This is a genomic window from Ruegeria sp. CL3, from assembly GCF_056536505.1.
In genome coordinates this window covers 24,271-41,573 of record NZ_JBQFPT010000007.1, presented here as the reverse complement: position 1 = coordinate 41,573, position 17,303 = coordinate 24,271, and the positions used below count along the sequence as shown (strand labels likewise).

19 protein-coding genes are annotated in these 17,303 nt (G+C 59.5%); 13 read left to right on the top strand and 6 right to left on the bottom strand.

Annotation, left to right across the window (positions count from 1 at the left end):
* Positions 1 to 117 precede the first annotated feature (117 nt).
* Genes ACR0NO_RS11790 through selD form a run of 7 tightly spaced genes read left to right on the top strand, consistent with a single transcriptional unit; the run spans position 118 to position 8,201 of the window.
* On the top strand, positions 118 to 2,988 hold the full coding sequence (locus ACR0NO_RS11790) for a monovalent cation/H+ antiporter subunit A (protein ID WP_480724064.1): 2,871 nt from the start codon (positions 118 to 120) through the stop codon (positions 2,986 to 2,988).
* Positions 2,988 to 3,347 (top strand): Na+/H+ antiporter subunit C, encoded by a 360-nt coding sequence (locus ACR0NO_RS11785; RefSeq protein ID WP_170374216.1) that lies wholly within the window; start codon positions 2,988 to 2,990, stop codon positions 3,345 to 3,347. The genes ACR0NO_RS11790 and ACR0NO_RS11785 overlap by 1 nt, the downstream gene beginning before the upstream one ends.
* Entirely contained in the window at positions 3,344 to 4,879 is a 1,536-nt protein-coding gene (locus ACR0NO_RS11780; RefSeq protein WP_480724063.1) for a monovalent cation/H+ antiporter subunit D, read from the top strand. Before ACR0NO_RS11785 ends, ACR0NO_RS11780 begins: the two co-directional genes overlap by 4 nt.
* Positions 4,879 to 5,376: a Na+/H+ antiporter subunit E gene (locus ACR0NO_RS11775; protein ID WP_170467657.1), complete on the top strand. Its 498-nt coding sequence runs from the start codon at positions 4,879 to 4,881 to the stop codon at positions 5,374 to 5,376. The genes ACR0NO_RS11780 and ACR0NO_RS11775 overlap by 1 nt, the downstream gene beginning before the upstream one ends.
* A complete protein-coding gene (locus ACR0NO_RS11770; protein WP_152457439.1) occupies positions 5,373 to 5,642 on the top strand; it encodes a K+/H+ antiporter subunit F in 270 nt (89 codons plus the stop codon). The genes ACR0NO_RS11775 and ACR0NO_RS11770 overlap by 4 nt, the downstream gene beginning before the upstream one ends.
* Before the next feature lie 7 nt (positions 5,643 to 5,649).
* On the top strand, positions 5,650 to 6,036 hold the full coding sequence (locus ACR0NO_RS11765) for a Na+/H+ antiporter subunit G (RefSeq protein WP_170374220.1): 387 nt from the start codon (positions 5,650 to 5,652) through the stop codon (positions 6,034 to 6,036).
* 5 nt (positions 6,037 to 6,041) lie between these two features.
* A complete protein-coding gene (selD, locus tag ACR0NO_RS11760) occupies positions 6,042 to 8,201 on the top strand; it encodes a selenide, water dikinase SelD (protein ID WP_480724062.1) in 2,160 nt (719 codons plus the stop codon).
* Here selD and mnmH read toward each other — a convergent pair.
* The 3 genes from mnmH to ACR0NO_RS11745 all read right to left on the bottom strand — a co-directional run bounded on the left by mnmH (position 8,192) and on the right by ACR0NO_RS11745 (position 11,628).
* On the bottom strand, positions 8,192 to 9,244 hold the full coding sequence (gene mnmH, locus ACR0NO_RS11755; protein ID WP_480724061.1) for a tRNA 2-selenouridine(34) synthase MnmH: 1,053 nt from the start codon (positions 9,242 to 9,244) through the stop codon (positions 8,192 to 8,194). The two genes, selD and mnmH, sit on opposite strands and share 10 nt — an antisense overlap.
* Before the next feature lie 47 nt (positions 9,245 to 9,291).
* A complete protein-coding gene (locus tag ACR0NO_RS11750) occupies positions 9,292 to 9,957 on the bottom strand; it encodes an SOS response-associated peptidase (protein ID WP_480724238.1) in 666 nt (221 codons plus the stop codon).
* A gap of 87 nt (positions 9,958 to 10,044) precedes the next feature.
* Complete coding sequence (locus tag ACR0NO_RS11745) at positions 10,045 to 11,628, bottom strand: bifunctional metallophosphatase/5'-nucleotidase (RefSeq protein ID WP_480724060.1); 1,584 nt, start codon at positions 11,626 to 11,628, stop codon at positions 10,045 to 10,047.
* A gap of 108 nt (positions 11,629 to 11,736) precedes the next feature.
* Between ACR0NO_RS11745 and ACR0NO_RS11740 the strand changes: the two genes are divergently transcribed.
* From ACR0NO_RS11740 to arsC, 4 genes are read left to right on the top strand one after another with little or no spacing between them, the layout of a single operon-like run.
* The gene (locus ACR0NO_RS11740) at positions 11,737 to 12,075 is read left to right on the top strand and encodes a DUF952 domain-containing protein (protein ID WP_170552716.1); all 339 of its coding nucleotides are present in this window, start codon (positions 11,737 to 11,739) and stop codon (positions 12,073 to 12,075) included.
* Complete coding sequence (locus ACR0NO_RS11735) at positions 12,072 to 12,503, top strand: DUF1330 domain-containing protein (RefSeq protein ID WP_480724059.1); 432 nt, start codon at positions 12,072 to 12,074, stop codon at positions 12,501 to 12,503. Before ACR0NO_RS11740 ends, ACR0NO_RS11735 begins: the two co-directional genes overlap by 4 nt.
* Positions 12,500 to 13,558: a quinone-dependent dihydroorotate dehydrogenase gene (locus ACR0NO_RS11730; protein WP_170688959.1), complete on the top strand. Its 1,059-nt coding sequence runs from the start codon at positions 12,500 to 12,502 to the stop codon at positions 13,556 to 13,558. Before ACR0NO_RS11735 ends, ACR0NO_RS11730 begins: the two co-directional genes overlap by 4 nt.
* Complete coding sequence (arsC, locus tag ACR0NO_RS11725) at positions 13,555 to 13,896, top strand: arsenate reductase (glutaredoxin) (RefSeq protein WP_170688997.1); 342 nt, start codon at positions 13,555 to 13,557, stop codon at positions 13,894 to 13,896. The genes ACR0NO_RS11730 and arsC overlap by 4 nt, the downstream gene beginning before the upstream one ends.
* Here arsC and ACR0NO_RS11720 read toward each other — a convergent pair.
* From ACR0NO_RS11720 to ACR0NO_RS11710, 3 genes are read right to left on the bottom strand one after another with little or no spacing between them, the layout of a single operon-like run.
* Positions 13,893 to 15,209, bottom strand: a complete 1,317-nt coding sequence (locus tag ACR0NO_RS11720) for an MATE family efflux transporter (RefSeq protein WP_480724058.1) — start codon at positions 15,207 to 15,209, stop codon at positions 13,893 to 13,895. The two genes, arsC and ACR0NO_RS11720, sit on opposite strands and share 4 nt — an antisense overlap.
* A gap of 2 nt (positions 15,210 to 15,211) precedes the next feature.
* Entirely contained in the window at positions 15,212 to 15,730 is a 519-nt protein-coding gene (locus ACR0NO_RS11715) for a PaaI family thioesterase (RefSeq protein WP_170374239.1), read from the bottom strand.
* Position 15,731: 1 nt separating this feature from the next.
* Positions 15,732 to 16,151: a PaaI family thioesterase gene (locus ACR0NO_RS11710; protein ID WP_170465671.1), complete on the bottom strand. Its 420-nt coding sequence runs from the start codon at positions 16,149 to 16,151 to the stop codon at positions 15,732 to 15,734.
* 111 nt (positions 16,152 to 16,262) lie between these two features.
* Between ACR0NO_RS11710 and ACR0NO_RS11705 the strand changes: the two genes are divergently transcribed.
* Both ACR0NO_RS11705 and ACR0NO_RS11700 read left to right on the top strand, forming a co-directional pair.
* The gene (locus ACR0NO_RS11705) at positions 16,263 to 16,631 is read left to right on the top strand and encodes a MerR family transcriptional regulator (protein ID WP_170374244.1); all 369 of its coding nucleotides are present in this window, start codon (positions 16,263 to 16,265) and stop codon (positions 16,629 to 16,631) included.
* A gap of 255 nt (positions 16,632 to 16,886) precedes the next feature.
* The gene (locus ACR0NO_RS11700) at positions 16,887 to 17,288 is read left to right on the top strand and encodes a MerR family transcriptional regulator (RefSeq protein ID WP_170374246.1); all 402 of its coding nucleotides are present in this window, start codon (positions 16,887 to 16,889) and stop codon (positions 17,286 to 17,288) included.
* Positions 17,289 to 17,303: the final 15 nt, after the last annotated feature.

Sequence of the window (17,303 nt, the reverse complement as noted above, 5' to 3'; positions counted from 1 at the left end):
GAAAGATAGGTTCGATATACACCTTTTAACATCTGTCAAAACCTTGCATTTTTTGGACAATCATTAAATTATCCTACAAAATCTGTCATATTGACCGCCCAGACCGGAGTATCGCACTTGTCCCTATTCCTCATCGCGGCCCTTCCCTTCCTCGGAGCTGTTTTCCCAGCCCTCCTGATACGGGCGGGACGAAATGCAGCCGCTTCGGCCGCAGGGTTGACTACTTTCCTGGCCCTGATGGGGTTGCTGATCCATATCCCTAGCGTGATGCGTGGCGATGTCGTGACAGCGCGGTTCGACTGGATACCGGGGCTGGGGCTGAACGCGAATTTCATGCTGGACGGGCTGGGTTTTCTATTTGCCCTGCTAATCCTCGGCATCGGTCTACTGATCATCCTTTATGCGCGGTTCTACCTGTCGCGAGAGGACCCGATGGGGCAGTTCTACACCTATCTGTTACTGTTCCAAGGCGCGATGGTTGGAATTGTTCTATCCGATAACATCCTGCTTTTGCTTATTTTCTGGGAGCTGACCTCACTAAGCTCATTCCTGCTGATCGGCTATTGGAAACACCTGCCCGAAGGGCGACAAGGCGCACGCATGGCACTGGCCGTCACAGGAGGCGGTGGCTTGGCGATGATTGCCGGGATGCTGATTTTGGGGAATATTGTCGGGTCCTTTGACCTAAGCGTAATTTTGCAGAACAAAGAATTGATCCAGGCCTCGCCCTACTATCTGCCTGCACTGATCCTGATCTTGTTGGGCTGTTTTACCAAATCCGCGCAGTTCCCGTTCCATTTCTGGCTGCCTCACGCCATGGCCGCCCCAACGCCGGTTTCGGCCTATCTACACTCGGCCACCATGGTGAAGGCCGGGCTGTTCCTGATGGCACGGATGTGGCCGGTTCTGGCCGGCACCGATGCGTGGTTCTATATCGTCGCAACAACCGGTTTGGTGACCATGCTGCTGGGCGCGGTGATCGCGCTGTTTAAGGACGATCTGAAGGCGCTGCTGGCGTTCTCAACCGTGTCACATCTGGGCCTGATCACCATGCTGCTGGGCTTTGGCACCAAGTTTGCAGCCGTGGCCGCGGTGTTCCACATCATCAACCACGCGACGTTCAAAGCCGCGCTGTTCATGACCGCCGGGATCGTGGATCACGAAACCGGAACGCGCGATGTCAAACGGCTGGGCGGCTTGCGTCATCTGATGCCGATCACCTTCACCATTGGCACCATCGCAGCTTTGTCCATGGCTGGTCTGCCTCCGCTGAACGGTTTTTTGTCAAAAGAGATGATGCTGGAGGAAACCGTCCACACCACATGGCTGAACTCTCACTATCTGGTGCCGGGTCTGGCCCTGCTGGCAGCGCTGTTCTCGGCGGCCTACTCCTTCCGCTTTGTCAGCCATGTCTTCCTTGGACCAAAGCGCGAGGATTACCCGGCCCATCCGCATGACCCTCCGGTCGGGCTGTGGCTGGCACCCGCTTTTATGGTCGTTCTGGTCGTACTGATCGGCCTTTATTCGGCGGCCATCGTCGGCCCGCTGGTGGCCGTCGTATCCAGCGCCGTGATCGGTGGCGAGAAGCTGCCCTATTACTCACTGAAACTGTGGCACGGCTTTACGCCTGCGCTGTATATGTCCGTTGTCGCCACGCTGGGCGGTCTGTTCCTAATGTCGCAACACAAACGCGCGCAGCAGCTTTGGAACACCCTGCCCCGGCCTGAGGCCAAAGTGATCTTTGAGGCCATTATCAATGCGTTTACGCGGCTCAGCCAATGGATCACAGATGAGCTGCACAATGGTGTCCTCAGCCGGTATGCGATCATCTTTGTCGCCTTTACCGTCGGGCTTGGCTACTACGCCTATGCCACCGGGACGATCGGAGTTGAAACCCGCATTCCGCTGCCTGCACAGATCATTCCGATCGTTGGCTGGATCTGTCTGGTGGGCGCAACGCTGGGCATCATGTGGTTCCACCGTAACCGCTTGCTATCGTTGGTTCTGATCGGCGTCGTCGGGCTGATCGTTTCGGTTGCGTTCAACTACCTCTCAGCCCCTGATCTGGCACTGACCCAGATCTCGGTCGAGGTGGTGACGATGATCCTGTTGCTGCTGTCGCTGAACTTCCTGCCGACCGAAACCCCATGGGATAGCACCGCCGCGCGGCGCTGGCGGGATGCTGCGATCTCGGTTGTGGCCGGACTTGGAACCGGGGCGCTGGTCTATGCGATTATGCTGCGCGATTTCGCCTTTCCGACCATTTCCGAGTTCCACCTCGCCAACTCGTACAAGGGCGGCGGCGGCACCAACGTGGTGAATGTCATCCTCGTGGATTTCCGGGGCTTTGATACCTTCGGCGAGATCATCGTTCTGGGCATCGCAGCGCTGATTATCTTTGCCCTGACCGAAGCGGTCCTGAGCAGCAATGTCCGAGGCTACCTGCTGAACCGCAAACCGCACTGGCCGCAATCAGGCGACTCGCATCCGCTGATGATGGTTGTGGTAACCCGCGTGATGATGCCGATTGCCCTGATGGTGGGTGCCTACATATTCTTCCGTGGCCACAACCAGCCCGGAGGCGGCTTCATCGCCGGCCTGATCGTCGCCATCGCCTATCTGATGCAATACATGGCCAGCGGCTATACCTGGGCGATCGAACGGCAGAGGTTCTACTATCACGGCACCATCGGCTGGGGTGTGCTGATCGCCGCCGCTACCGGTCTCGGCGCCTGGTTCAATGAACGCCCCTTCCTGACCAGCGATTTCGGCTACATCAACTGGCCCCCCCTGGAAGAGTTCGAATGGGCCACCGCCATGTTGTTCGACACCGGAGTATTCCTCGCTGTTCTGGGCGCGGTGATGCTGGCGCTGGATAGCCTGTCCCGCTTTGCATGGCAGCCGGGCATGGCGCAGGAGTTCCCGATGGATATCAACCCGCTGCGGGATGCTCCGCCGGAAGAAGAACAAGAGAAGGAGCAGGCCTGATGGAAGCGCTCGTTGCCTCTGCCGTAGGTATTCTGACCGCCGCCGGGATTTTCCTGATCCTGCGTCGCCGAACATTCCCGGTCATTCTTGGCCTGTCGCTGATCACCTACGCGGTGAACGTTTTTCTGTTCGCAACCGGACGTCTGGCGCTGAATTCGCCTGCCGTTCTGAACAAGTACGAAGACGTCCCTTATACCGATCCGCTGCCGCAGGCGCTGGTGCTGACGGCCATCGTGATCTCATTCGGGATGACGGCGGTGATCGTGATGATCTCGCTCTCGGCCTATCTATCCTCGAAGGATGACCATATCGACATGAGCCCGCATGACAGTGTGGACGCGCCGGGAGAAGACGCATGAACCATTGGATCGTTGCGCCGATCGTTCTTCCTGCGATCCTGGCTCCATTCATCATCATGGTCCTGCGCTATCACCTCGACCTGCAGCGCATCTTCTCGGTCGCGGGGGTTGTTGCCCTGCTGGGCATTGCCTTGACCATCACCGCGCAGGCCGCGGGAGGCGACATTCAGGTCTATGAGCTGGGCAACTGGCCCGCCCCCTTCGGGATTGTCATGGTGCTGGACCGGCTTTCAGCCATGATGGTTCTGCTGACCGCCCTACTGGCCCTGCCCATTGTGCTCTACGCCATCGGTTCGGGTTGGGATGAGCGTGGCAAGCATTTTCACGCCTTGTTTCATTTCCAGCTTATGGGCGTATGCGGGGCCTTTCTGACCGGAGACGCCTTCAACCTCTTTGTGTTCTTCGAGGTCCTGCTGATCGCCTCCTACGGTCTGATGACCCATGGTGGCGGAGCGGTCAGGCTGAAGGCTGGCGTGCAATACGTGGCCTATAACCTGCTGGGATCGACCCTGTTCCTGTTTGCCCTGGGCACACTCTATGGTGTGACTGGCACGCTCAACATGGCCGATATCGCCCTGCGCGTGGCCGAGATACCGCCTGAGGATACCGCACTGCTGCGGGTTGGTGCTGTGTTGCTGTTGTTGGTGTTCTGTATCAAGGCCGCCGTTCTACCGTTGCATTTCTGGCTACCGGCCAGCTACGCCAACGCTCCCCTACCCGTGGCGGCCCTGTTCGCGATCATGACCAAGGTTGGGGCGTATTCGATCATCCGGATGTACACTCTGGCCTTCGGCCCCGAGGTTGAAGCAACGCAAGGGCTGGTCGGCAATTGGCTGCAACCTGCCGCGCTAGTTACGCTTGCCGTCGGGGCCATCGGCATCCTCGGCTCGCAACATATCGCGCGGATGGTGGCCTTCTGTGCTATCGCTTCAATGGGTACGCTGCTGATTGCCATTTCGCTGTTCACGCCTGATGCCAGTGCAGCCGCGCTCTACTATGTGTTCCACTCGACGCTTGCGACGGCTCTGTTGTTCCTTGTCGCCGATCTGGTGATGGAACGCCGCGGCGGCGCCATCGCGCCCACGAGGCCAATGGCGCAGACTGGATTGATCTCAGCGCTGTTCTTCGTCGGAGCGATTGCGATGGCCGGGATGCCTCCGCTGTCCGGTTTTATCGGCAAGCTGCTGGTTCTGGATGCGGCCCGGGATGCACCTGACGCAACCTCGGTCTGGGCGGTCATCCTGATCGGATCCTTTGTCACTATCGTTGGTCTGGCACGGACCGGCACGTTGATCTTTTGGAAAAGCCACGACTCGGACCATAACCCTAAGCCCGAAGAGGAAGACGCCGAGCCTCAACCCGCCCCTGAACCGCACCCAGGACTGGCATTTACAGCGGTCTTCGGTCTGGTCGGCGGTCTGATCCTGCTGACCTTGTTTGCAGGCCCCGCGCTCGAATACACCAGCAAAACCGCCGAGCAACTGTTCACACCCGAAGACTACATCTCGGCCGTATTGGGAGAGGCAGAATGATCAAGCTGCTACATCGCATATTCCCGCACCCTCACCTGAGCTTTCTGCTGACACTGGTCTGGGTTCTGCTTGCCAATAACGGGTCCTTGAACTCGCTCGTTTTTGGTTTGATCCTAGGGATCATCATTCCCTTTATCACCCAACCCTACTGGCCAGATCGCCCCAAACTGCGCAACTGGCCCATGGTGGCCGAGTACATTCTGGTGGTCCTGTGGGATATCGTTATCGCCAATATTACCGTCGCCCGGATCATCCTGTTCAAACGCGACGACGCTCGCCAACCAAACTGGATCTGCGTCCCGCTTGAACTGCGTACGCCCGAGGCGATCACCGTTCTGGCCGGGACTATCACCATGACGCCCGGTACGGTCAGCTGTGATCTGTCGGCGCAGGGGCATAACCTCCTGGTCCATTGCCTTGATGCTCCTGACCCTGAGGCCGTGCGCGATCAGATCAAACAGCGCTACGAACGCCGCCTGAAGGAGATTTTCGAATGATTGATTATGCGATCTACTTCGCCTTCGCCTGCTTCGGAGCCGCAATCATGATGTGCCTGTGGCGGATTATCACCGCCGATGGTGTCGGCACCCGCGTTCTGGCGCTGGACACGATGGTGATCAACACCATCGCGCTGATGATCCTGTACGGGCTGGATCAAGGCACCGAGATCTTCTTCGAGGCTGCCATGATCATCGCCATGCTGGGTTTTGTTTCAACAGTGGCCTATGCGCGGTTCATGCTGCGCGGCAACATTATCGAGTGAGGGCGACATGACATTTCTCGTCGAACTGCTGATCGCCGCCTTTCTGATCATGTCAGGTATCTTTGGGTTCGTTGGGTCATTTGGGATGATCAAACTGAAGGACCCGATGTCGCGTCTTCACGCGCCGACCAAAGCGACAACGCTGGGTGTCGGCGGCGTTCTGTTGGCCTCGATTGCACATTCCGTGCTACTTGAGGGCAAGCTGTCGATGCATGAGCTGCTGATCACGCTGTTTTTGTTCCTGACGGCCCCGATCACGGCCCTGTTCATTGCCAAATGGCACATTCATCGTCATGAAAAGCCGCAGGATCTGCCAGATGCGGGCGAGGATGAGCTTTGGGCCACCCACGCGGTCGAGCAGGTTGAAGACGTCCCTGATCACAGCACGAACTGAGCCTGATGCATAACCCTCCGCTGCCCCTGACCCGTGATCTGGTTTTGATTGGCGGAGGTCACACCCATGCTTTGCTGCTGCGCAAATGGGGCATGAACCCTCTGCCCGGCGCGCGCGTAACGGTGATCAACCCCGGCCCGACTGCGCCCTATTCTGGGATGCTGCCCGGCTTTGTCGCCGGTCACTACTCCCGCTCTAATCTGGACATTGATTTGGTCCGTCTGGCCCGTTTCGCGGGCGCACGGGTCATTCTGGGCGCGGTTGAGGGGATCGACACTGACCAGCGCCATGTGCATGTGCCGGGACGGCCTCCGGTGGCATTCGATGTCGCCTCGGTCAACGTCGGGATCACCTCGGACATGCCCGCCCTGCCAGGTTTTGCAGACCATGCCGTTCCGGCCAAACCCTTGGGCGTCTTTGCCGCGCGTTGGTCTGCATATCTGGACAGCACCGGCCCTACCTCGGTGGCCGTGATAGGCGGAGGCGTCGCTGGGGTCGAGCTGGCGATGGCCATGGCCCACGCGCTGAAAACCAAGGGCAGACCCGCGCGGATCACACTGATCGACAATGCCTCGGCCCTGACAGCGACCGGCCCCAAGGCCGCAGCGACGATCCGCAAGGCTATGGCCGGTCTTGGCATCGACGTGCTCGAGGGAGTTTCAATAAAAGAGATCGCCGCAGATCATGTCGCGCTGGACGATGGCCGCGAGATCCCTGCCGAGTTTGTGACCGGCGCTGCAGGGGCGAGACCCTATAGCTGGATCCAGCACACCGGGCTGGACCTGTACGAAGGTTTCATCCGCGTGAACGGTCATCTGCAATCCAGCGACCCCGCCATCTTCGCCGCCGGAGACTGCGCCCACCTGACCGAGAATCCGCGCCCCAAAGCAGGCGTCTACGCGGTGCGCGAGGCCCCGGTGTTGTTCAACAACCTGCGCGTGGCCCTGGGGACCGGGACCATGCAGCGCTATGTCCCGCAGAAGGATTACCTGAAGCTTATCTCATTAGGCGGCAAGTCCGCGTTGGCCGAACGCCTTGGCACGTCCTTCAGCGGCGCTCTGATGTGGCGTTGGAAGGACCATATCGACCAAAACTTCATGAACAAGTTCCGCAATCTCCCGGCCATGGCAACCCCGGCCCTCCCGCGTGCCCACGCCGCCGGTATGACCGAAGCGCTTGGTGAGAAACCCATGTGCGGCGGCTGCGGGGCGAAACTCGGTCGCGGCGCGCTGCGCGGCGCGCTGTCCGCGCTGCCTGAGCCATCGCGTCAAGACGTGACTGCGCTGCCCGGAGACGACGCGGCGCTGCTGACAACCGGGAATGCGCGGCAGGTATTGACCACGGACCATCTGCGCAGTGTCACCGATGACCCCGTCCTGATGACCCGTATCGCTGCGGTCCACGCGTTAGGGGACATTTGGGCGATGGGGGCCGCGCCGCAGGCTGCAACGGCCACCCTCCTTCTCCCCCGCATGTCCTCTGATCTGCAAGAACGAACGCTTTCCGAGATCATGCAAACCGCCAGCGACGTCATGCGAGACGCCGGGGCCGAGATCGTCGGCGGACACAGCTCGATGGGCGATGAGATGACAATTGGCTTCACGATGACCGGACTATGCGCGAAAGACCCAATCACTCTGGCGGGCGGCAGGCTCGGCGATGTGCTGATCCTGACCAAACCCATCGGCAGCGGCGTTTTGATGGCTGCCGAAATGGCCGGACGGGCCGAAGGCGCAACGGTCGCGCAAGCCTATGAGATGATGACCCAACCGCAAGGTGCAGCGTCCCGCATTCTGGCAGAGGCCCACGCGATGACCGACGTCACAGGGTTCGGCTTGGCCGGGCACTTGAACGGGCTGAGCGAGGCATCAAATTGCGGCGCTGTGCTTGATCTTGAGGCCGTCCCCGTGATGCCCGGAGCCATCGAGCTGAGCGACGCCGGCATCCAATCGACGCTTTTTGCAGATAACCGCTCTATCGATCCCGAGTTGCCCATTGACGGCAAAGCGGCGCTGTTGTTCGACCCGCAAACAGCGGGCGGGCTGCTGGCTGCGGTAGCACCCGAGATCGCCGACAAATTGCTAGAGGATCTGCGAGCGGCGGGTTACCCGGCTGCGCGGATAGGGCACTTGACCGACACTCCGGGGTTGAACCTTCAAAGCTGATCCAGCGTGTTTTTGATGCGATCCGCCGCGCCCCTCAGGCCATTATCATCCAACTGCGCGATCTCGATCCGCGCCAAAGTCTTTGCCGGGTGTTGACGCTGGGATTTGGCGTAGGCCGGATCATAGTGCTGCTCCATCAACGCACGCGTCAAAGCTTGTTTGTCGCCGGACGAAATGAGGTTCAACCACTCGTCCACGGCCTCATGCCCGCGATGAGATCGCAGTGGAGACAAGCGATCCCGAAGGCGCTCAGTATCCGACAGGATGTCGTCATAGGCCCGCGCTAGGTAAGCCGACCGGGCGGACAAAGGCGCGGCGATATGAATGCGCGGCGCGGCGCACATCGCTGTCCAGACGCTGGGCGGCAGGATGCGATCGCCTATTTTCGACGACTCCGCCTCGACCACCACAGGGCGAGATGGGTCTAGGGCGCAAAAGGTGGCAGACAGAGCGGATTCGAAGGCTTTCTGACTGGGCTGCCCACCTGGCCTTTCGCCCAGCAGCGAGCCGCGATGGTTGGCTAGCCCCTCCAAATCAACCACTTGCACGCCGCGTTGATCCAGATGGTGCAACAACTCGGTCTTGGCCGTGCCGGTGTAGCCGTCCAGCGCGATCAGTTGGAAGGCTAACGGCAGGTCGTATAGGTAAGCCTTCACCAGCCGACGATAGGTCCGATAACCTCCATCGACGACATCCGCCTGCCAGCCGATCTGTTGCAACATCCATGTAAACGAGCCCGAACGTTGCCCTCCGCGCCAGCAATAGACCAAGGGCCGCCAGTTCCCCCCATGATGGCTGAGGCGATGCTCGATATGGTTTGCTGCATTACGGAACACCAGCGCCGCCCCGAGTTTTCGCGCCAAAAAAGGGCTCTGCTGTTTGTAGATCGTCCCGACCCGCGCGCGTTCTTCATTGTCCAGAACCGGCAGATTGATCGCCCCCGGCAGGTGGTCTTCAGCAAATTCTGCCGGGCTGCGGACGTCGATGACCGTATCGAACCCGTGCGCGTAGAGCTGCGGTAAATCTGTGAATTTCAGTGCCATACCAAGCGCCTGTCTATTGGTCGCAAGAAAGGGGAACGCATCCGCAGCTAGTCCTCGATGACTTCGATCAGGTCTGGGCCAGACGCCCGGTTGGAGTTCACGGCGGGGTCGACACGATGAAACTCCAGCACGTCTTCGGCGCCCGGTTGCATCAACCGCGCGGCACCTTTGCCCGCCTCTCCCAACCAAAGTGACCAATCGTCGGGCTCTAAGATCAAAGGCATTCGGTGGTGAATGGCCGATAGGTTCTGGTTCGCCTGAGTCGTCACGATGGCACAGGTGGATTGCCGCGCCTCTTCTGGCCCCCAATCCTGCCAAACGCCTGCAAAGGCGATGGGCGCACCGTCCTTGCGGTGGATGTACCACGGCAGGCGCGTGCCCTGCTGGGACTTGGTCCATTCAAAAAACCCTGTCGCCACGATCAGGCAGCGCCGCGATCGACAAGCGTCGCGGAAAGCGGGTTTTTCGGCCAGTGTCTCGGCCCGTGCGTTGATCAACAAGGGGCCTGCATTTTCGGCCTTGTACCAATGGGGCAAAAAGCCCCAGCGCAGTGCATCCAAGCGACGACCAGAATCTCCTGCGCGAACAACGTGCACCTGATTGGTCGGGCAGACATTAAAGTTGGGCACCTTGGGCAAAGCATTCGCTGGCCGCGCGGCAAACAGTTGCGCCATCGCGTCATTGGGCAGAGTTATTGCAAACCGTCCGCACATCAGTCCGTCGTCCAATCCCTGATCGTTGCGGGATGCGATTGCAGCCAAAAGAAAAAGCCGCACCCCACGGGCACGGCTTTTCAGGTCTTACTTCTGCTTGATGCGGCCATCCAGGTAAGGCTGGTAGGGCGCGTTTTCGGCCAAATATTCCGCCGTTACATCCGCGAGATCCGGGCCGAAGTCATAGGCATTCTTGTCGTCACCTTCGAAGACGCTGTAGCCGTCACCACCGTTGCGCACGTAGTTATTGGTCACAACCAGATATGTGGCCGAGGGATCAATCGGAACGAAACCGTCACCATCGGCGACCATCACCTCGGTGATGCGCCCTTCATTCGGGGCGGCTGAGGGGTCCCATGTAAAGGTCAGGCCTGCTACCTGCGGGAAGCGGCCCTTGACCTCTTCGACTTGGCTTACGCCATTTTCCAGCGCGTCGATTACGCCCTGCCCGGTGATCTCAAAAGTCGACAGGGTGTTCTGGAACGGCAGAACCGTCAGGACTTCGCCCATGGTGACCTCGCCTTCGTCGATCGAGGCGCGCAGACCGCCCGCATTCGCAATCGCGATCTGAGCGCCCTGATCCGCAACGCGGGCCAGCATGGCATCTGCAACCAGATTGCCCATCTCGCATTCCTGCACACGGCAGACATCGCGTGAGCCCTCGATGGTTGCAGCTGAGCTGGCGACAACGCGGCCCTTCATCTCTTCAATCGGGGCGCCCATTTCCGCAACTCGGACCGCGATGCCCTCGTCCGGTGTGACGGAGGCATCCAACAGAATCGGCTCACCTTCTGCCGAAATCAGATTGCCGTCATCATCAAAGGTCAGGGTGATCTCGCCGAGGTATTTCGAATAGGCGTAGGCCTGAACCACCGGAACATCGCCCACCATCACCGGGTAAGCGCCAGCCGCGTCCTCATCCGTGTTGGACAGCAGAGTGTGCGAGTGTCCACCGACAACCAGATCAAGGCCGGGCACCTGTTCGGCGATCTTAATATCCTGAGCCAGACCGACGTGGTTCAGCGCGATGATGATGTCCACACCTTCGGCTTCCAAAGCGGCCACATCGGCCTTCAGGCTTTCGACCTCGTCCTGAAAAACGACGTCCTTACCCGGGCTGGACGTGTCCACCGTATCCGTGGCGAGGGCCGAGATGATGCCGATCTTCTGGCCACCCACCGCAAGCACTACGTGGTTTTGCACCTTGTCCTTCAGCTCAGCCGAAGACGACAGGTCCAGATTGCCCGAGATCACGGGAAAGCTGACCGCATCGATAAAGGCCGCGAGACCTTCGGGGCCGTCATCGAATTCGTGGTTGCCGACGGCCATCACGTCATAACCGATCGCTTCCATGAACTCAGCCTCGGCGGCACCTTTGTAGGTCGTATAGAACAACGAGCCCTGAAACGGATCGCCCGCATCCAGCAAAAGTACATTCTCATCCGCCAGTTCGGCGCGCTTGGCGTCAACGGCTGTTTTCAGACGCGCCACACCGCCAAAACACTTCCCTTCGGCTTCATCTTCAGCATCGCAAGTGGAATCGTATTTGTTGATCGACTCGATCCGGCTGTGAATGTCGTTGGTGTGCAGAATGGTCAGCTTGTAGTCGGCAGCAGCGATGCCTGCACTCAGGCCGAGGATCGCGACCGACGTCAAAAGGCGGCTTACCATGTTGAAACTCCCTGTCATTGTTTTTCGGGATCGTGCGCTGATGCGGCGGAAGAGTCAAAGGGGGAAATCCGGCTTGATTCCACGGGCTATGCGGGGCATCAGACCCTCATGCTGATCTACAAGATATTCCGGGCCGAGGAATGGGCCGCGTTGCAGGCAAATGGCGCAACTGATGGCGCGCCAATTGATATCGTTGACGGGTTCGTCCACTTTTCGACAGCCGAACAGGCGGCGGAAACCGCTGCCAAACACTTTGCTGGGGTTGAAGGTCTGACACTGCTTGGCTGTAACGCTGACGCCATGGGCGACGACTTGAAATGGGAAGTGTCACGCGGTGGGGCCTTGTTTCCGCATCTCTACCGCCAAATCCGGCTCAGCGATGTGGTTTGGTCCCGCCCCCTGCCCTTCGATGGCCAAACCCACCAATTCCCGAGCGAGATGGTATGACGGCCTATATTGATCCCTACCGAGAACAGTTCGAAGCCTTCAAGGTGTTGGATCGGGATCAACCTATCGAGATGCTGAACCTTGTCAGGTTTCGCGCCAAGGCCAACTATCCGGTGGGCCACGCCTTGGCGGATCAGGGTCTGACAGGCGCCGAAGCCTATCGCCACTACGGGACTGAAACCGCCCCAATCATCGCCAGAATCGGTGCGTCAATCCTGTGGCGTGGGGCGTTTCAGACCACATTGATCGGACCGCAGGACGAGGTTTGGGATGAAGTGTTCATCGCCCGATATCCTACAGCCCATGCGTTTCTTGAAATGGTAACAGACCCGGTTTACCGGTCTGCGGTGGTTCACCGTCAGGCCGCTGTCGCAACCTCCCGCCTGATCCGCTGCGGCACCGCGCAAGGAGGCGCGTCTTTCGGATGAAACTGACCGAGAAACTGGGCCTCGCCGCCCTGCACCGTATGGACCCTGAAGCGGCCCATGGTCTGTCGATCAAGGCCTTGCAGGCCGGCCTGGCCCCAACGCCCGGACCGGTGACGTCATCGCGTCTACAGACCGAACTCGCAGGGCTGCGCCTGCCCAACCCCGTAGGCCTCGCCGCCGGGTTCGACAAGAACGGAGAGGTTCTGGCCCCTCTTTCCCGCGCAGGGTTTGGGTTCATCGAGGTCGGAGCGGTGACCCCGCGCCCGCAACCCGGCAACCCGAAACCCCGCCTGTTCCGCCTGACCGAGGACAAAGCCGCCATCAACCGCTTTGGCTTCAACAATGAAGGTATGGAAGTGATGGCCGAACGGTTGGCCAACCGTCCTAAGGATGCGGTGATCGGCCTGAACCTCGGTGCCAACAAGGATAGCGATGACAGGCCCGGCGACTTTGCCAAAGTGCTGGCCCATTGCGCCGCGCATCTAGATTTCGCGACGGTCAATGTCTCCTCCCCAAACACCGAAAAACTGCGCGATCTTCAGGGCAAGGCGGCCCTTGGCGCTTTGTTGAGTGGTGTGATCGAGACGCGCGATGCACTGCCGCGCCCTCTGCCCATTTTCCTGAAAATCGCGCCTGACCTGACCGAGGATGAATTGCAGGACATCGCCGAAGTGGCCTCGGAAACGGGTGTGGATGCGGTCATCGCCACCAACACGACCCTGTCGCGCGATGGGCTGCGCAGCCCGCACAAGGACGAAAAAGGCGGCCTGTCCGGTGCCCCTCTGTTTGAGAAGTCTACCCGCGTTCTGGCCCGATTGAGTAAGCTGACCGATGGCAAAATCCCTCTGATCGGTGTGGGCGGCGTCAGCTCGGCGGAGCAGGCCTACGCCAAGATCTGCGCAGGCGCGTCGGCAGTGCAGTTTTACACCGCGATGGTCTATGGCGGCCTGTCCTTGGCCGCCGATATTGCGCAGGGTCTGGATGACCTTTTGGCCCGCGATGGGTTTGACACCGTGGCTCAGGCTGTGGGCAGCAAGCGAGAGGATTGGCTGTGATCGAATATTGGCACAACCCGCGTTGTTCAAAATCCCGCATGGGATTGGCTTTGCTAGAGGAGCGCGGTGCAGAGATCGAGGTTCGGAAATACCTTGAGAACGCTCCCTCGGTCGACGAATTGCGCGTTGCGCAATCTCTGCTGGACCTGCCAGCCATCAAGATGATGCGCACGGGCGAGAAACGGTTCAAGGAGCTGGGCCTGTCAAAGGACGCGCCGGATGCGGAGCTGATCCAAGCCATGGCGGACAACCCGATCCTGATCGAACGTCCTCTGGCCATCTCGGGCGGTAAAGCAGCAATTGGCCGCCCGCCTGAAAATCTACTCGCCCTGCTCTAAGCCACCTGAGCTTCAAGCTTCGGATAGCGCCAGCCCATCGTCACGCCGCGCGCAAGGTTCAGAACCATCAGCGCGGCCCACAGGCCATGGTTGCCGAACGCGGGCACCAGAATGAACAAAGCGACCACATAGATCGCCACCGATTGCAACATCGCATTGCGCATGTCGCGGGTCCATGTGGCTCCGATGTAGATACCGTCGAACATCCAGCTTGCGACCCCGATGATCGGAGCCAAAGCCGCCCAGAACAGGAAAGTGCGGCCCGCCTCGCGCACTTCGGGAGAGGTGGACATCAGATCAATCAGCGCCGGACCCGCAAAGAAGAAAACAGCGCTGAGAAGCACCGCGCCACCGACACCCCACTGAGACGCCATGACCGAGGCGCGCCGTACTTGGTATCGGTCCCTTGCGCCAACCGCGCCTCCGACCAGCGCCTCGGCGGAAAAGGCGAATCCGTCCAGCGCAAAAGCGGTGATTTCAAGGAACTGAAGCAGCACTTGATTGGCCGCCAGATTGACGTCTCCCAAATCTGACCCCACGAAAAGGAAGGTTGTGAACGAGCCAGTCAGCAGAACCGAGCGGATCATGATGTCTCCGTTCACCTGCACCATCCGGCGCAGCCGCGTGGCATCGAAAATACGCGGCCAGTCGCGCCAGATTTGCCCGGCAAACCCGTCCCGGCACAGCCATAGACCCAGTGCCAATCCGGTCCACTCCGCGATCAGGGTCGCAATCGCAACACCCTCTACGCCCCAGCCCAGCCCAAGAACGAACCACAGGTCCAGCACGATGTTGAGACCATTCATCCATATCTGCAGCAGGAACACTCCCCGTGTCCGCTCAACAGCGATCAGCCAGCCTGTGATCGCGTATAGGGCAATGGTCGCGGGTGCTCCCCAGATCCGAATCTCAAGGTACGAGCGCGCAAGTGTTTCCACTTCTGGGCTGGCCGGGGATAGCCAGAACGCGCCACTGAAGATCGCGACCTGGGCAAGGATAAACACGAGGCCTGCCGCCCCCCCGAGCATCAACCCGCGAATGAGCAAGGCGCGCATCTCGGCGGTCTCTCCGGCCCCGCGCGCCTGCGCGGCGAGGCCCGTGGTACCCATGCGAAGAAAGCCGAATATCCAGTAGATCGCGGACAGGATCACCGCGCCCATGCCCACCGCGCCGATCGGAGCAGCCGCCCCCATCTGCCCTACAACGCCTGTATCCACGGCACCAAGGATCGGCACAGTCGCGTTCGACAACACAATGGGAACCGCGATCTTCAGCACCCTTTTGTGAGTTATGGGTGCCGAGGCATCCTGCATTCTCAGCCCTTGTCGCGGGGCTGTTGCGGCATCAGGAAATGCCCCGTCGCCTGTGCAAACAGCTTGGCATGGTTGTCTTGCCAGGCCTCAACTCGAACCGAGGCGTAACGCCGTCCGGCCCGGTTCACAAAGGCGCGCGCATAGGCATCGCGCGGCAGACCCGAACGCAAATAGTCGACCGTAAAGTCGATAGTTTTGGGAAAGCGGATCGATTCATCCGTGACAATGGCCTCGGCATCAATTTCGCCGCTTTCGATGTCCGAGAACATATGCTCCCAGCTCAGCGTGATCACTGCAGTGACCTCAAGAAACGCCGCGGTAACGCCACCATGAAGGGCTGGAAGAAACGGGTTCCCGATCAGTTTCTCGTCAAAGTTCAGCACGCCGGTCAGTTCATCCCCGCGCCGGTCGAAACTGATATTGAGGAACCGGATATAGGGCACGCCATCGACCAATGCGCGCAAGGCGGCGTCGCGCCGTTGTTTGACCACTTGCATGGGCTCGGGACGGGAACGGGCCATATTACTTCCCCTCAACCGTGAAAGACCCCGAGGCGGTCGCTACTGGCAGGTCAAGATCGTCATCCATCGCCGTTGCGCGCACGAAGGCGACGTTTCGGGTGATGTGATAGCAATTGGCCCTTGCAGTGATGCTCTGCCCCGGCGTGGCAGCGCGCATATAGTCGATGCGCAGATCAATCGTCGCTGTTCCACCCGGAGAAGACGGGTGGCTCATGACTGCGGCCCCGCAGCAGGTATCCAGGATGGTTGAAATCGCGCCGCCGTGGATCACGCCCGTGCGCGGATCTCCGATCAGATCCTCGTTGTAAGGCATTGTTATCTCGGCCTCACCTTCCCCGATCTGACTAAGATGAAGGCCCATCGCGCGCGCATGCGGAATGGCTTCGATAAACTGGCGGGCTAGCTTTGCTTTGTCGACCATGATCATATCCTGTTGTCTTGCCCCTTTATGAGCCGCCATCCGATCAAAGGGCAAGCCCACCTGTTGCGCTTGTTCGCATGACGTCCTAGGTTGCTGCCGAGGAGACCCCGAATGTCCGACAACCGTTTGTCATTCAAAGAGATGTGTGCCGAGTTCGACGTGACTCCGCGCACTCTGCGTTACTACGAATATATCGAGCTTTTGCAGCCCGATCGTGAAGGGCGATCCCGGTACTATGGCCCCAGAGAATGCGCCCGCATGACCCTGATCATGCGCGGCCGGAAATTCGGGTTTCCTTTGGAAGAAATTCGCCAATGGCTGTTGATCTACGAAGATCAAGGCAACGAAGCTCAGATGGCGACCTTCGTGGAAATGGCGGATCGCCAGATGGAAGAGCTGCGTCAGCAGCGCGCCCAGCTGGACGAGGCGATGGATGCCCTCAAACAGCTTCGGGACCAAACGGCCAAGTCCATCAAGTAGAACACCCTGCCCGTTTGGGTTCTGATGAGACCAATCAAAGCACCTTGGAATCGCGTCCTCGGACCAGTCTGAGGGCGAATTTCCCTTGCCCCTAGGGAAAGAAAATTTCGCAAAACCCGTCATTACGCGACTGGAAGTTACGTCAACTTAGAAATGACGCAGCGTCTGGATTACGTAAACGTCACCTACATGTTGTAAAGCGTCCAGCAACTGCGCAACTCTATTCGGACGACGCCAGTGACGAGAGTATGACGAATGACCGAAGATCTGATGACCATCCGTGAAATGTGCGAGACCTATGATGTCACGCCCCGCACCTTGCGGTTCTACGAGGCGAAGGAACTTCTGTTTCCGATCCGCGAGGGTCAGAAGCGTCTGTTCACCAAACGCGACCGCGCGCGGCTGAAGCTGATTCTGCGCGGCAAGCGGTTTGGCTTCAGCCTTGAGGAGATTCGCCAGCTTCTGGACCTGTATCACGTGGGCGACCAGCAGGTGACCCAGATGTCGCGCACCTATGAAATCGCGTGCGAGCGTCTCGCCGATATGGAATCGCGCCGTGAAGAGCTGACACAGGCCATCGACGATCTGAAAGAGCAGTTGCGCTGGGGCGAGAAAGTTATCGCCTCGATGAAACAGGAAAAGAAGGCGGCCGAATAACTTCGCCCCGCCCTC